Annotated in this window: 14 protein-coding genes; 8 read left to right on the plus strand and 6 right to left on the minus strand. The window is 65.9% G+C overall.

The features are described 5' to 3' along the window. Positions 1 to 427: 427 nt before the first annotated feature. Positions 428 to 1,852, plus strand: a complete 1,425-nt coding sequence (locus tag ACY65G_RS09415) for an MFS transporter (protein WP_464997105.1) — start codon at positions 428 to 430, stop codon at positions 1,850 to 1,852. After that, on the plus strand, positions 1,809 to 4,190 hold the full coding sequence (locus ACY65G_RS09420) for a GH36-type glycosyl hydrolase domain-containing protein (protein WP_464997106.1): 2,382 nt from the start codon (positions 1,809 to 1,811) through the stop codon (positions 4,188 to 4,190). Before ACY65G_RS09415 ends, ACY65G_RS09420 begins: the two co-directional genes overlap by 44 nt. Before the next feature lie 152 nt (positions 4,191 to 4,342). On the opposite strand, the gene ACY65G_RS09425 is transcribed toward ACY65G_RS09420, so the two are convergent. Together ACY65G_RS09425 and gntR are read right to left on the minus strand one after the other, a co-directional pair. Then, positions 4,343 to 4,849 (minus strand): gluconokinase, encoded by a 507-nt coding sequence (locus tag ACY65G_RS09425; RefSeq protein ID WP_464997107.1) that lies wholly within the window; start codon positions 4,847 to 4,849, stop codon positions 4,343 to 4,345. Positions 4,850 to 4,981: 132 nt separating this feature from the next. Beyond that, the gene (gene gntR / locus ACY65G_RS09430; RefSeq protein ID WP_464997108.1) at positions 4,982 to 6,010 is read right to left on the minus strand and encodes an HTH-type transcriptional regulator GntR; all 1,029 of its coding nucleotides are present in this window, start codon (positions 6,008 to 6,010) and stop codon (positions 4,982 to 4,984) included. 191 nt (positions 6,011 to 6,201) lie between these two features. Here gntR and ACY65G_RS09435 point away from each other — a divergent pair, with 191 nt between their 5' ends. Both ACY65G_RS09435 and ACY65G_RS09440 read left to right on the plus strand, forming a co-directional pair. Beyond that, complete coding sequence (locus ACY65G_RS09435) at positions 6,202 to 6,894, plus strand: helix-turn-helix transcriptional regulator (RefSeq protein WP_464997109.1); 693 nt, start codon at positions 6,202 to 6,204, stop codon at positions 6,892 to 6,894. 205 nt (positions 6,895 to 7,099) lie between these two features. Then, on the plus strand, positions 7,100 to 7,339 hold the full coding sequence (locus tag ACY65G_RS09440; RefSeq protein ID WP_464997110.1) for a hypothetical protein: 240 nt from the start codon (positions 7,100 to 7,102) through the stop codon (positions 7,337 to 7,339). Here the strand turns inward: ACY65G_RS09440 and ACY65G_RS09445 are convergent. The 4 genes from ACY65G_RS09445 to ACY65G_RS09460 all read right to left on the minus strand — a co-directional run bounded on the left by ACY65G_RS09445 (position 7,296) and on the right by ACY65G_RS09460 (position 10,029). Further along, positions 7,296 to 8,210, minus strand: a complete 915-nt coding sequence (locus ACY65G_RS09445) for an alpha/beta hydrolase (protein ID WP_464997111.1) — start codon at positions 8,208 to 8,210, stop codon at positions 7,296 to 7,298. The genes ACY65G_RS09440 and ACY65G_RS09445 overlap by 44 nt on opposite strands. A gap of 102 nt (positions 8,211 to 8,312) precedes the next feature. Further along, entirely contained in the window at positions 8,313 to 9,152 is an 840-nt protein-coding gene (locus ACY65G_RS09450) for an HDOD domain-containing protein (protein WP_464997112.1), read from the minus strand. 133 nt (positions 9,153 to 9,285) lie between these two features. Next, the gene (locus ACY65G_RS09455; protein ID WP_464997113.1) at positions 9,286 to 9,573 is read right to left on the minus strand and encodes a hypothetical protein; all 288 of its coding nucleotides are present in this window, start codon (positions 9,571 to 9,573) and stop codon (positions 9,286 to 9,288) included. A gap of 9 nt (positions 9,574 to 9,582) precedes the next feature. Then, on the minus strand, positions 9,583 to 10,029 hold the full coding sequence (locus ACY65G_RS09460; RefSeq protein WP_464997114.1) for a MarR family winged helix-turn-helix transcriptional regulator: 447 nt from the start codon (positions 10,027 to 10,029) through the stop codon (positions 9,583 to 9,585). A gap of 105 nt (positions 10,030 to 10,134) precedes the next feature. Between ACY65G_RS09460 and ACY65G_RS09465 the strand changes: the two genes are divergently transcribed. The 4 genes from ACY65G_RS09465 to astA all read left to right on the plus strand — a co-directional run bounded on the left by ACY65G_RS09465 (position 10,135) and on the right by astA (position 14,747). Further along, on the plus strand, positions 10,135 to 11,076 hold the full coding sequence (locus ACY65G_RS09465; RefSeq protein WP_464997115.1) for a GlxA family transcriptional regulator: 942 nt from the start codon (positions 10,135 to 10,137) through the stop codon (positions 11,074 to 11,076). A 244-nt stretch (positions 11,077 to 11,320) separates the two neighbouring features. Then, the gene (gene astC, locus ACY65G_RS09470) at positions 11,321 to 12,565 is read left to right on the plus strand and encodes an acetylornithine/succinylornithine family transaminase (protein ID WP_464997116.1); all 1,245 of its coding nucleotides are present in this window, start codon (positions 11,321 to 11,323) and stop codon (positions 12,563 to 12,565) included. A gap of 94 nt (positions 12,566 to 12,659) precedes the next feature. Beyond that, on the plus strand, positions 12,660 to 13,691 hold the full coding sequence (locus ACY65G_RS09475; protein WP_464997117.1) for an arginine N-succinyltransferase: 1,032 nt from the start codon (positions 12,660 to 12,662) through the stop codon (positions 13,689 to 13,691). 9 nt (positions 13,692 to 13,700) lie between these two features. Continuing rightward, a complete protein-coding gene (astA, locus tag ACY65G_RS09480) occupies positions 13,701 to 14,747 on the plus strand; it encodes an arginine N-succinyltransferase (RefSeq protein ID WP_464997118.1) in 1,047 nt (348 codons plus the stop codon). Positions 14,748 to 14,749: the final 2 nt, after the last annotated feature.

The raw sequence follows: 14,749 nt of genomic DNA on the forward strand, positions 1-14,749 counted from the left end.
TCATGGCGACAGCCGTCCGGAATGGTCCGGCGGCATTTGGCAATCCCTCGAATGCGGCCGATTTTTTGTTGACTTCGCAAAAAGGCGTGATTACACTAATTGCATCTGTTAGCGCTATCAGAGCTGAGTTGTAAATCAGCGAAAACCCGATTGCGCTGGCTGGGACGAAATAATTGTTAGCGCTGCCAGCATGTCCGCGAAGATGGACGGCGGCACGCGACGCAGGAGGAGACGACCATGCTGCACGCCAAGCCACCCGCCACCGCCGCAGCGGCATCCACGCCGCGCGCGTTACCAGGGGCAGCATGACGGAAGGTCCGATGGGCGGACCGGGTTACACTTTCCCGGTCTGTTTTTTCTGTGCGGGTGGGCAAACGGTCCGCCCGCGCAGTTTTTTTTCATGCAGGCCTTCCGAATGAGCAACCGCTTGAACAAACCCGCCACCACGCGCCTGCCCTGGCGCGAAAAGATCAGCTACGGCATCGCCGACATGGGGTTCAATTTTTATTGGACCAATATCGCCACGTTCCTGCTGTTTTTCTACACCGAGGTCTTCGGCATCTCGGCCGCCGCCGCCGCATCGATGATGTTCTCGATCAAGCTGATCAACGCCTTCACCGATCCCATGATCGGCGCGCTGGCCGACCGCACCACGACCCGCTTCGGCAAGTTCCGTCCTTACCTGGTGTGGATGGCCGTGCCGCTGGGCTGCGCCGCGGTGCTCACCTACACCACGCCCGACCTGGACGGCGACGGCCGCCTGCTCTGGGCCTATGGCACCTACCTGCTGATGATGGTGTGCTACACGGCCATCAACATCCCGTACAACGCGCTGTCCGGCGTCATGTCGTCCGATCCGCAGGAACGCTCCACCATCAACGGCCTGCGCTTCATCTGCGCATTCGGCGGCAGCATGCTGGTCACGGCCGCCACGCCGTGGATGGTGGAGGCGCTCGGCAAGGGTAACGACGAGCGGGGCTGGCAGCTGACGATGGCCGCCTGGGCGGTGGCCGCATGCGTGATGTTCCTGATCGCTTTCTTCAACACGCGCGAGCGCATCGCGCCGCCGCCGCAGCAGAAGACCAACGTGATGCAGGACGTGCGCGACCTGTCCCGCAACGGCCCCTGGGTGGTACTGTTCTTCCTGGCGCTGATCATCATGGTCACGATCACGCTGCGCACCACCACCGCCGCCTATTATTTCAAGTATGTCGTGGGCCAGCCGGAGCAGATGGGCACGTTCGTTTCCGTCTACATGTTCGCCGCCGCGGTGGGCGCCGCCGCGTCGCCGCTGATGACGCGCTTCATCGACAAGAAGAAGCTGATGATCATCCTGATGAGCACCACGGCCGTGCTGTCCGCCGCCTACTTCTTCATCCCGCCGGACCAGGTGTGGCTGATGTTCGTGCTGCAGGCATGCATGGGCCTCGTGCTGGGGCCGAAATCGCCGCTGGCCTTCTCGATGTATGCCGACACGGCCGACTACAACGAATGGCGCACCGGCCGCCGCGCCACGGCGATGACGTTCGCCGCCGCCACGTTCTCGCAAAAGCTGGGCACGGCGCTGGCCGTGGCCGTGATCGGCGCGCTGTTCACGACGCTGGGCTATGTGCCGAACGCCGCGCAAAGCCCCGATTCCACGGCCGGCATCGTGTGGCTGATGTCCCTGATTCCCGCCGCCTTCGCGCTGCTGGCCGTGGGCGTGATGTGCTGCTACCACCTCGACGCGGCCACGCTGCGCACCATCCAGTCCGACCTTGCCGCGCGCAAGCCGGCAACCGATATTCCAGATTCCGGAGAAGAACCCGATGCACGACCGAGTCCATTCCCACCTCCTGCGCCCGTCCGCTGACGGCCAGCGCTACGACCTGCTGTCGCCGACAGCGATGCCGCGCGCGGCCGGCTTCCTGTGGAACCGCAAGATGATGATCCAGGTGAACTGCCGCGGCTACGCCGTGGCCCAGTTCATGCAGCCGGAACCGGCGAAGTATTCGTTTGCGCCGAACCTGGAAGCGAAAACATTCATGCAGCCGGAGCAGGGCTATTACGCGCACCATCCGGGCCGCTTCTTCTATGTGAAGGACGAGGACACGGGCGAGCTGTTTTCCGCACCCCACGAACCGGTGCGCGCCACCCCGGACCGCTTCGAATTCTCGGCCGGGAAGAGCGACATGGCCTGGACGGTCGAAGCGCTCGGCATCCGCATCGAGCTCGCCATGGGCCTGCCGGTCAACGACGTGGCCGAGCTGTGGTCGCTGAAGGTCACGAACCTGTCGGGCCGGCCGCGCCGGCTGTCCGTCTACCCGTACTTCACGATCGGCTACATGAGCTGGATGAACCAGTCGGCCGAGTATCGCGCCGATCTTGGTGGTGTCGTGGCGTCGTGCGTCACGCCATACCAGAAGGTCGCCGACTACTTCAAGCAGAAGGACTTCAAGGACCGCACGTGCTTCCTGTGCGAGCGCGCACCCGATGCGTGGGAAGTGGCGCAGGAAGCGTTCGAAGGCGAGGGCGGGCTGCATGCGCCGTCGGCCCTGCAAGCCGAACGGCTGTCCGGCGGCGATGCGCGTTACGAAACGCCGGTGGCCGCCGTGCAGTACCGGCTCGCGCTGGCGCCAGGCGCGTGCGAGGAATACCGTTTCCTGTTCGGTCCCGCGTTCGACGATGCGGAAATCGCCGTGCTGCGCGAGCGGTACCTGTCCGCTGCCGGCTTTGCCAAGGCACGCGGCGAGTATGCCGCCTACATCGCCGCCGGCGCCGGCTGCGTGACGGTATCGACGCCGGACCCGGAGTTCGACAACTTCGTCAACCACTGGCTGCCGCGCCAGGTGTATTACCACGGCGGCTCGAACCGCCTGACCACCGATCCGCAGACGCGCAACTACCTGCAGGACAATATGGGCATGAGCTTCGTGCACCCGCCCGTCGCGCGCGGCGCGTTCGTGCATGCGCTGTCGCAGCAGGAGCCCAGCGGCGCGATGCCGGACGGGATCCTGCTCGTCGAAGGCGCGGAACTGAAATACATCAACCAGGTACCGCACACCGACCACTGCGTGTGGCTGCCCGTGTGCCTGAAGGCCTACCTGGACGAAACGGCCGACTGGGCGCTGCTCGACGAGGTGGTGACCGACCGCGAAGGCCATGGCCTGACGGTGGCGCAGCGCATCGGCCGCGCGATGGACTGGCTGCTGGCCGAGCGCGACGAACGGGGGCTGTCCTACATCGCGCAGGGCGACTGGTGCGACCCGATGAACATGGTCGGCTACAAGGGCAAGGGCGTGTCGGGCTGGCTGACGGTGGCCGCCGCCTATGCGCTGAACCTGTGGGCCGGCATGTGCGCGCAGCACAGGGATGAGGAAGGGGCACGGCATTTCCGCGCCGGTGCGCAGGCGATGAACGACGCGGCCAACGAGCACCTGTGGGATGGCCGCTGGTTTGCCCGTGGCATCACGGACGACGGCGTGGTGTTCGGCGTGGCCGACGACAGGGAAGGCCGCATCTGGCTCAATCCGCAGGCATGGTCGATGCTGTCCGGCGCTGCCAGCGCGGAGCAGCGCGCGACGATGGTCGCTGAGGTGGAACGGCAGCTGCACACGCCATACGGCGTGCAGATGTTCGCGCCGCCATTCTCGACAATGCGCGACGACGTCGGTCGCGTCACGCAGAAGCACCCCGGCTCGGCCGAGAACGGCGCCGTCTACAACCACGCCGCCGCGTTCTACATCTATAGCCTGTACGACGGCGCCGACGGCGAACGGGCCTGGGACCTGATGCGCAAGATGATTCCGGGACCGGACGAGGCGGATTACCTGCGCCGCGGCCAGCTGCCCGTGTTCATCCCGAACTACTACCGGGGCGCGTGGCACGAATACCCGCGCACGGCGGGCCGTTCGAGCCACCTGTTCAACACGGGCACCGTGTCATGGATCTACCGCTGCGTGATCGAGGGGCTGTGCGGCCTGGTGGGCGATGCGGAAGGCTTGCGTATCGCGCCGCAACTGCCGGCCGCCTGGCCCGGCATGAACGCCGTGCGCACGTTCCGCGGCGCCACGTTCGAGGTGTCGATCCAGCGCGGCGACGTGCGCGACGTGCAGGTGCGCTGCGATGGCACGCTGCTGCCGGCGGCACACGTGCCCGGCATCGAAGCGGGGCGCACCTACCGGCTGGAAGTGACGGTGCCGGCCCAGTGACCGGCGGCCGGCGCATGCGCCGGCCGATGCCGGCATGTCGTGCTGTTGTGCTCGTGTTGTGAGAGCAGTGCTCTCACTGCCAGGCACGGGGACACGGGCTCAGCCGCTAGTCGAGCTGCCGAAAAGCCGGGGGGCAACCGCCGTATTCGCCCTCAGGCGCTTGCTACGACGCGGTCCACCAGTTGCGGCACGGCTTCGCCGATGTCGAGCACGATGCCCGCCTCGTCCGGCTGCAGCGGTTCCAGCGCGGCGAACTGGCTGTCCAGCAGCGACACCGGCATGTAGTGGCCGACACGCGCGGCCATCCGCTCCTCGATCAGCTCGCGCGTGCCGGCCAGGTGCGCAAAACGCAGGCCGGGCACGCCTTCGCGCAGCAGGTCGCGATAGCGGCGCTTCAGCGCCGAGCATGCCACCACGATGCCTTCGCCGCGCGCCATGGCATCGCGGATCTCGCCTTGCAGGCTGGCCAGCCAATGCAGGCGGTCGCCATCCGTCAGCGGCACGCCGGCACTCATCTTCGCCACGTTTTCCGGCGAATGGTACCGGTCGCCTTCCACGTAGCGCACGCCCAGCCGCTCCGCCAGTGCCGCTCCCACGGAACTCTTGCCGCAGCCGGCTACACCCATCACCACCCAGCGCGGGGCATCCAATTTACTCATCTCGCCCTCTGATAGCGCTAACATAATTTTTCATTGTAATGCACACTGCGGTATCGTTCAAGCGCAATGTTGCTTGAAAAATGGGGTACGTCCCCATTTTTCAAGCAACTTTTCCAGGCAATGTTGGCACCGTTATGCGCTTTCGCGCGCCATCAGCGTGAAACCGAGGTCGATATGGGACTGGGCGGGACGTTCGCCGCGGATCGTGGCGCGCAGCATCGTGGCGGCCTCGAACCCGATCTTGTAGCGGGGCGTGCCGACCGTCGTCAGCGCCGGTTTCATCCACGCCGAAGCGGGCAGGTCGTTGAAACCGCAGATGGCCAACTGCTCGGGCACCGCGATGCCGCGCCGCTGGCACTGGTAGATGGCGCCGTGCGCCAGGTCGTCGTTGCAGCAGAAGATCGCGTCGCAATCGGGCACTTGCGCGAGCATGCGGCCCAGCAGTTCGGCGCCCAGCGCGATCGTCGATGGATCGGGCACCATGATTTCCAGGCGCGAATCGGCCAGGCCGGCATCGGCCATGGCCTTGCGGTAGCCCTCGGCGCGGCGCAGCGTGCGTTCGTCGAGCTGCGCGCCGATGAAGCCGATGCGTTTCTTGCCCTTGCCGAGCAGGTAGCGCGTCATCGCCTGGCCCGCTTCCACTTGCGAGAAGCCCACGCACAGCAGGTCGGGATCGGACGACAGGTCCATCATCGACACCACGGGCACGCGCGACGTTTCCAGCATCTGCTGCACGCGCGGGCTGTGCGTGAGGCCCGACAGCAGGATGCCGTCCGGGTTCGACTGCATGTACACGTTCAGCAGCTTTTCCTCCTCGGCGTCGGAATAGCGGGTGTTGCCGATCAGGAGCTGGTAGTTGTCGTCATCGAGTGCGTCCTGGATCCCCTGCAGGACAGCGGTGAACACGGTATTGGACAGCGAGGGCACGAGCACCACGATGACGTTCGATTGCGCCGAAGCGAGGGCGCGGGCGGCACGGTTCGGCACGTAGCCGAGTTCCTGCACGGCCTGCTCGACACGCTGGCGCAGCAGCGACGACACGAGATCGGGCTGGTTGATCGCGCGCGAGGCGGTCATGGGTGCCACGCCGGCACGGGCCGCCACGTCGCTCAGCGTGACGCGGCCGCTGGCGCGGCTGCGGGAAGAGGGGGATTTGCTCATATCTGGAGGGGCTCTTGGGGACCCCTGGAATCCTACTTTGTTTATGGTGTTGTTGGGCTGGATTTATCCATAGTTCGGGGACCGGTGTCAATCGAAGCTGCGCAGTCGATACCTGGGCGGCATGACCGAAAAGGCCCGGCGGCCCGCCCGCCGCCCATGCTAAGCTTGCCGCTTTGCCATCGGAGAAGCGCATGAGCCGCACCGGCCGCCTGTTCCAGCTGATGGATGCGTTGCGCGGCAACCGCCATCCCGTCACGGCGTCCGCGCTGGCCGACAGGCTGGGCGTATCCGAGCGCACGATCTACCGCGACATCGCGGCGCTCGCCGAGCTGGGGGCCCCGGTGGAGGGCTCGGCCGGCGTGGGCTATATGCTCAAGAGCGGCGTCTTCCTGCCGCCGCTGATGTTCTCGGCCGACGAACTCGAGGCGCTGGTGCTGGGCGCGCGCTGGGTGCGGCGCCAGGGCGACTCGGCGCTTGCCGCCGCGGCCGCCAATGCGCTGGCCAAGATCGCCACGGCCACCCCGAAGGACCTGCGCGACGAGATGGCCGACACCAGCCTGTGGGTACCGATCACGCCGCCCCAGCCGGAGCGCGACCGGTTCGTGCGCCCGGCCCGCGAGGCGATCCGCCGCCAGCACAAGCTGCGCATCAGCTACAGCGACGAACTTGGCCGTCCCTCCGAGCGCACCGTGTGGCCCTTCGCGCTGGCCTTCCTCGATGGCTGCCGCCTGCTTGCCGCCTGGTGCGAACTGCGCGCCGCGCCGCGCCATTTCCGTATCGACCGCATCCAGGCGGCCAGCACGCTTGCCGAGCGCTACCCCACGCCGCGCCAGGTGCTGATCCGGGACTGGCGCGCCGAGCACGGCATTCGCGACGACTCCTGACAGGAACTGTCAGGAGTCGTCGATAACATGCTTCATGTTGAAAATACATGTTATGTGAACTGGCGCACAGAGCGCGGCTGGCCTGACTAGTACTATGGAATTGTCTCTTTCAGGACATCCCTAGTTTTGGACTTGGCCCGCTTTCGAGCGGGCATTTTTTTTGTCCGTCGTCAGCGTGCATTGTGCTCCGCAGAATGGAGCCGTGATGGAAAACCTGTACGAAATGCTGCTTGGCCGCCCGCGGCACCCGCATGCCGATGCCGATGCTGATGCTGATGCTGATGCCGCGCCGGGCGAGCCCTTTGGCTGGGACTTGGCCGATGGCGCCGGCCCGGACCGCCTGTTCAACCGCTACCGCCGGCTGCGGCTGTCCGCGCAAAACGAACCCGCCGGGGCCGGGCTTACGGCTCGCTGCCCGGCAGCGCCCAGCGCAGCCCGCGCGTGATGACGGCCGGCGCCACCGTCAGGTGGTCTTCCTCCGGAATCACGTCGGCAACAACCTTCAGGCCCGGGTAATTGCGCGACTTCAGCGCCGCCTTGAATGCGCGCATGTCGCGCACCACGTCTTCGCGCTTGTTGAAGCGGGCGCCGGGCTTGATCGCCTCGTATTCACCGGCGACCAGCAGCACGTTGGCGCGCAGGTCCCTGCGGCTGGCCGCGACGGCCTTCTCGCGCTCGAACATCATGCGCCGGCCGAACCACAGCGACGGGCTGCCCAGCACGTAGTTTTCGAACATCTGCCGTTCGCCGAACAGCATTTCCAGGCCCAGCAGCGAGCCATACGAATGGCCGATGAATGTCTTGCGGTGCATGTCGGCGCGATAGTGCTTTGTCACGAACGGGAACACGTCGCTGGCGATGAAGCGGGCGAACGCCGCCGCTTCGCCGAACTTCGGTTCACGGCCCGGCATGTCGGAGCGGATGTCGGCATCGTCGGGCATGCCCGGCGTGTAATCGCGGCGGCGGCTGTATTCCGGGGTATCGCCGTTGGCATACGACAGGCCCACCAGGATGAATTCCTCGACCGTGCGGCCCCTGCGGCCCACACGACTGGCGATCGCACGGGTCAACGGGAAGGCGTAGGGCGCGTCGGTCACGAACACCACCGGGTAGCTGCGACCCGAGCGCGCATACGAAGGGGGCAGGCTCACATAGACCTGGTAATCGCGCTGCAGTTCCCGGGCACGCACGGTGCGCACTTCGGTTCCCTCCAGCACGTACGGCGCACCCTCGAGGGCAATCGAGGCGCCCTGGGCCAGCGCGCCGCCGGCCATGAAGCAGCATGCGGCGGCAAGCGCGCGGAGATGGTTCTTCATGTTGTCAGCGAAACAAAAAAATCCGATTATCGCCGAAATGGCGGATCCGGGTGCCGGCGCGATGCCGGGCATCGGCAAGGCATCAGCACGGCATCAGCGGCATCAGCACAGCACAAGCACGGCACGCAGCGCCTGCACCTCGCCATGCGACTCGTCGAGGATCGCCTGCAGCGTGCCGTCGCCCACCGCGAAATCGATCGTGCGGGCCGCTTGCGGTGTCGTCGCGCCGGGTCGCGCATGCATCGGGGAGGCGACGGGCGCCAGGTCGTCGGCCAGCAGCAGCGTGTCGCCCAGCGTTTCCGGCGGCAGCGCGCGCATGCCGGTCCACATCGCCTCGACGGCGCGCACCACGTGCCCGGGCACCATCAGTGCGCCGAGCACACAGCGGCCCAGCGCCGTTTCGCCGTGCGCCAGCCAGTCATCCGGCTCGCCGTCCAGCAGGCCGGGGAATTCGCCCGCGCGTGACAGCGCATAGAACGCTCCCACCTCGTGCACGATGCCGGCAAACAGTGCCGTGTCGGGATCCACATGGCTCACGCGACAGGCGATCACCTGGGCCAGCGCGGCCGTGTGGGCCGTATGCTCCCACAGCTGCGCCGCCTTCGCGCGCAGGCCCGCATCGGCCGGCGCACCACCGAGCTGGCGCACGATCAGCGCGGCCACCAGCGATTGCAGCGTGCGTACGCCGAGCCGGTGCACGGCCGCCCGCACGCTGGAAATCGGCGTGCCGGAACGGTTGAAGGCAATGGAGTTGGCGATCGCCACGGTACGCGCGGCCAGCAGCGGATCGGCGCCGATCAGGCGGGCGGCCAGGTCGACATGGCAATCGGGATCGACCAGTGCCTGCTGGAGCCTGATGGAGGCCTCCACGCTGGCGGGAAATGCGAGCTCGCCGCGGCCGGCCTGTGCCGCGATCGTGTTGAAGGCCTTGATTCTGTCCATCGAAAAATTATACCCATAATATTTCCATATGGAAATATGTTCGATGGAGCTGGGCAATGGAACTAGGCAATAGAACTGCGCAATGAGGCCGCGCCGGCGGTTACCGGCCGCCCGCGGCATCTCGCCATGGAACTTATTCTTGCCGGAAGATGGCGTCGCAGCCCTCGTGGGTGGTGCCTTCCTGGTCCGCCAGCTCATCCGTCAGCTCCAGGTCTTCCAGTTCCTCGACGGCATTGGTGAAGCTGTTGTGCTTCGTGGCGCCGATCAGGCGGTAGATGTCGCCATCCTCGTTGCGCACGCCGATCAGGAATTTCTGTGCGCGCACGTCGTCTTCGGAGGCGGTTTCCAGCAGCAGGTTGCCGGAGATCTGGTTGTCAAACTTGGCCGGGGTAAAGCCATCGATCAGGGTAGTTTTCAGCATCGTCTTTTTTCAGGATGGGGTTGATTCGGGAGAGGCATCGATCACGGACTTCAGGCGCGCAAGCACCCGTTCCAGTTCCGCGTAATCGGCCTCCGTGTAATGGGCGAACACGGCCCCGCCGCGCGAGGTCACGCGCGGGAACACGTCGTGGAACGCCTGTTCGCCGCGGGGCGTGAGCCGGATGAACCAGCTGCGTGCATCGAGCGTGCTGCGTTCGCGCATCACCAGGCCTTTTTGCTCCAGGCGTTCGATCACGCCCGTCAGCGTGCCTTTCGTGATCAGCGTCCGCTCGCCCAGCTCCTTGTACGACATGCCCGGGGTATTGCCCAGCGTGGCGATGATGTCGAACTGGGCATGCGTCAGGCCGCTCTCGCGCACATGGCGGCCGGACAGGCGCTCGAAGGCCTGCATGCATTCCGCCAGCAGCCGGATACTTTTCAGATAACGTTCACCCATGGCCGGATTATAGCGGGCGTCTGCCGCCGCCGTAGCGCGTGGTCGCGCAGCTGTTACCATAGCGGTCCCCATTTGTTCCGCTGTACATGCCACTGTCCATGCCCGATGTCCTTCGCTAACCTCGCACGGCTCGGCCGCGGGCAACCGCTGCGCATGCTGCTCGTGAATGCCGGCGATGCCGAGAGCCTGACCTGGTCCGGCCTGGCCCAGCCATTGCGGCTGGCGCAGCGCCTGCTGGGCGATGCCTTCGTGCTCGACATCCGCACGCCTGCCGCGGTGGCTGCCGGTGGCGCGGGAGACTGGCATGTGGCGCTGCTGGTCGCGGACGAGCAGCAACCGGCGCTGCCTTCCCCATTGCTGCACACGGTGCTCGACCGTTGCCGCGGCGCTGCCTGGTGGGGCGGTGTCGGCGCGGCGGTGCTGTGGCTGGCCACCGCGGGCCACGCCGCCGGCGTGCGCATCGCGCTGCCCTGGGCCTTGTACGGCGACACGGGCGAAATCGCCGAACAGGCGATCCTCACGCCCCACCTGTTCGAATGCGACGGCCGGCACCTCACGTGCTGCGGCGGGGCGGCCAGCATCGACTTCGCGCTGACGCTGGTCGAACACCTGTTCGGCAGCGGCATCGGCGCCGCCGTCAAGGAAGCGCTGTGCATCGACCGCGTACGCGGCGCGGACGAGCGGCAGCGGGTGGCGCTGCAGGCCCGCTTCGGCGTGCTGCAGCCGAAACTTTCCGAAGCGGTGACATTGATGGAGGCGAACCTCGAGGAACCGCTGTCCACCGACGACATCGCCCAGCTCGTCGGCCTGTCGCGTCGCCAGCTCGAACGCCTGTTCAAGCAATACCTGGGCAGCCTGCCATCGCGTTACTACCTCGAGCTGCGCCTGCAGCGCGCCCGCCAGCTGCTGCTGGAAACCAACCACTCGATCGTGCAGGTCGGCCTGATGTGCGGCTTCTCCTCCGGCTCGCACTTCTCCACCGCCTTCGGCGCGCTGTTCGGCAACACGCCCCGCGAAGAACGCCAACGCAAACTCGCCGCCGCCTGAAATGTTTCTTCAAAAATGGGGACGTACCCCATTTTTGAAGAAACATTTCCCGGAAAATGGGGTACGTCCCCATTTTTCGGGCAACATTGCCCGGTGATACGGAGCCGTTCCCATTTTTTCGGCAATTATGAAAATTTAAAATTCTTGTCGCATCTTCAAAAGAGTTTTAGCATCCCCGCTTTTACAATCCGTACTCACCGTGGACTTGCCGCGGCCGTACCTCTTCTTTTCCTGGGGAATGCCAATGAACGCCAAGCTTGATTCGACTGTTACCACTCGCCCTGTCACCAGGCAGACTTACGACGAAGTACTGGTGCCAACCTACGCACCGGCGCAGATGGTACCGGTGCGAGCAGCGGGCCTGGACCTGTGGGACCAGGAAGGCAAGCGCTACCTCGACTTCACGTCCGGCATCGCCGTGGCGGCGCTGGGCCATTGCAACCCTATCGTGGTCGAAGCGCTGGTGCGCCAGGCCAATACGGTCTGGCACCTGGGCAATGGCTACACGAACGAGCCGGTGCTGCGCCTGGGCCTGGCGATCACGGAAGCCACGTTCGCCGACCGCGCGTTCTTCTGCAACTCGGGCGCCGAAGCGAACGAGGCCGCGCTGAAACTGGCGCGCAAGCATGCCCATACCAAGTACGGCGAGCACAAGTCGCGCATCGTGTCGTGCCTGAATTCGTTCCACGGCCGCACGCTGTTCACCGTGTCCGTCGGCGGCCAGCCGAAGTACACCGAAGGCTTCGAGCCGCTGCCGCCATCGATCGACCACATTCCCTACAACGACATCGAAGCGGCGCGTGCCGCGATCGGCGACGACGTGTGCGCGGTGATCGTGGAGCCGGTGCAGGGCGAGGGCGGCGTGATGCCGGGTAATCCGGAATACCTGCAGGAGCTGCGCGCGCTGTGCGACAAGACCGGCGCCCTGCTGATCTTCGACGAGGTGCAGTGCGGCATGGGCCGTACCGGCTCGCTGTTCGCCTACATGGGCTACGGCGTGACGCCGGACGTGCTGACGTCGGCGAAGGCACTGGGCAACGGCTACCCGGTCGCGGCGATGCTGACGACGGAAGAGCTGGCGAAGAGCCTGGCGGTCGGCACGCACGGCACCACGTACGGCGGCAACCCGCTGGCCGCCACCGTGGCGCTGACCGTGCTGGAAACGATCAACCAGCCGGCCTTCCTGGCGCGCGTGAAGGAAGCGAGCCTGTACCTGATCGGCAAGCTGGAAGAACTGGTGCGCGACTACCCGCAGGTGTTCGGCATCGTGCGCGGCGCCGGCCTGCTGCTGGGTATCGTCGTCACCGACGAGTTCAAGGGCCGCTCGAAGGACATCCAGCGCGCCGTCGAGGCGGAAGGCCTGATGGTGCTGATCGCCGGTCCGGACGTCGTGCGCCTGGCACCGGCGCTGATCGTCACCGACGCGCAGATCGACGAAGCCATGGCGCTGATGCGCAAGGGCCTCGACAAGCTGCTGGCCGCCAAGTAAGACAGCCTTACCGGGCTGGCCTCACCGGCGTCGTCCATGCCGCCGGCGCGAAACACCCATCGTGCCGGCGGCTTCATTCAAACCAGGAGTGCCTATGTACGTCGTCCGTCCGGTGGAAACCGCGGATATCCCCGCGCTCGAGTCGCTGGCCGCGGTGACGATCCCCGGGTTGCACACGCTGCCGCGCAGCCGCGACAAGATCGTCATGGCCGTCGAGCGCTCGCTGGCGTCGCTGGCCGCCCAGGTCGATATCCCCAGCGAGGAATCGTACCTGTTCGTGCTCGAATCGGTGGAGGAGCGCCGCATCTGCGGCACCGCTGCCATCTTCGCTTCGGCCGGTTCCAACGGCACCTATTTCTCGTTCCGTAACGACGTGATCCAGCAGGTTTCGCGCGACCTGAATATCTGCCACAGCGTGCATGCGCTCACGCTGTGCTCGGAGCTCACCGCCTACTCGCAGCTGTCGTCGTTCTACATCGCGCCGGAAGTGCAGCAGGGGCCCGAGGCCGGGCTGCTGTCCCGTTCGCGCCTGATGTATGCGGCGCAGCACCCGCAGCGCTTCGGCGACCGCTTCTTCGTGCCGCTGGCCGGCGTCACCGATGACGATGGCCAGTCGCCGTTCTGGAATGCCGTGGGCCGCAAGTTCTTCAAGATGGATTTCCTCGACGCCGAGCGCACGATCGGCGGTGCGCGCAACCGCACGCTGATCGTGGAGCTGATGCCGCACTACCCGGTCTATGTGCCGCTGCTGCCGGGCGATGCCCAGGCGGCGATGGGGCAGATCCACCCGTCCGGCGAGCTGGCCTTCAACCTGCTCACGGCCGAAGGTTTCGAGGCCGACGAATACATCGACATCTTCGATGGCGGCCCGATCCTGCAGGCGCACAAGCATGCGCTGCGCACGTTCAACAGTTCGCAGAAGCTGCGCGTACGCACCGGCGTGGCCCGCACCCGGGAAGGCCCGCTGTTCAACTACGCGGTCGCCAACGGCGACAGCACGGCGTTCCGTGCCGTGACGATTCCCTGCCCGGACCTGGACGGCTGCGACGCGGTGGCGCTGCCCCCCGAAGTCCAGGAAATCCTGCGCGTCGCCGAAGGCGACAGCGTGACCTGCGTACGCATCTAGGAGAAGCCCATGCTTGTTGTACGCGCCATCAACGAGAACGATCTCGGCGGCCTGTTCGACCTGGCGAGCCAGGTCGGCACCGGCATGACCACGCTGAAGCCGGACATGAAGATGCTGGGCGACCGCCTGGCCACTGCCTGCGCGTCGTTCGCCGAAACCATCCCGCCGGAAGAGCGCGACTACCTGTTCGTCATGGAGGACACGGCCAATCACCGGCTGGCCGGCGTCTGCGCGATCAAGGGAGCCGTCGGTCTCACGGAACCGTTCTACAACTACCGGATCGGCACGCTGGTGCATTCGAGCCGGGAACTGAACGTGTTCACGAGAATGGAAACGCTGTACCTGTCGAATGACCTGACGGGATCCTCGGAGCTGTGCTCGCTGTTCCTGCATCCGGATTACCGGGTGGGCCACAACGGCAAGCTGCTGTCGAAGAGCCGTTTCCTGTTCATCGCCCAGTTCCCGCACCTGTTCACGGAAAAGATCATCGCCGAGATGCGCGGCTACCAGGCCGACGATGGCAGCTCGCCGTTCTACGAAGGCCTGGGCCGGCATTTCTTCAAGATGGATTTCCACCACGTGGACGACCTGACCGCGCTGGGCAAGAAATCGTTCATCGCCGAGCTGATGCCGCGCCAGCCGCTGTATATCGCCTACCTGCCGCAGGATGCGCAGGATGTCGTCGGCGCCGTGCACAAGTCCACGGCGCCGGCGCGCCGCCTGCTGGAGCAGGAAGGCATGCACTACGAAGGCTACGTGGACATCTTCGACGCCGGCCCCGTGCTGCAGGCGCGCGTGTCGGAACTGCGCGCGCTGCGCGACAGCGAGCTGGCCACCATCGCGCCCGATGAAGACATCGTGCATGCGTGCGCGCCCGCCACCACCGAACCCACGCTCGTCTCGAATACCACGCTGCGCGACTTCCGCATGATCGTCAGCGACGCGGTCAGCGTGAACGGCAGCATCGACCTGTCATCCGCCGAGCAGCGGCTGCTGCATTGCGGCACCGGCGCCACGGTGCGCACGCTGCCCCTGAACGTCAAGAAAAACCAGTGAGG

The sequence above is a fragment of the Pseudoduganella sp. jia 12 genome (assembly GCF_055502675.1).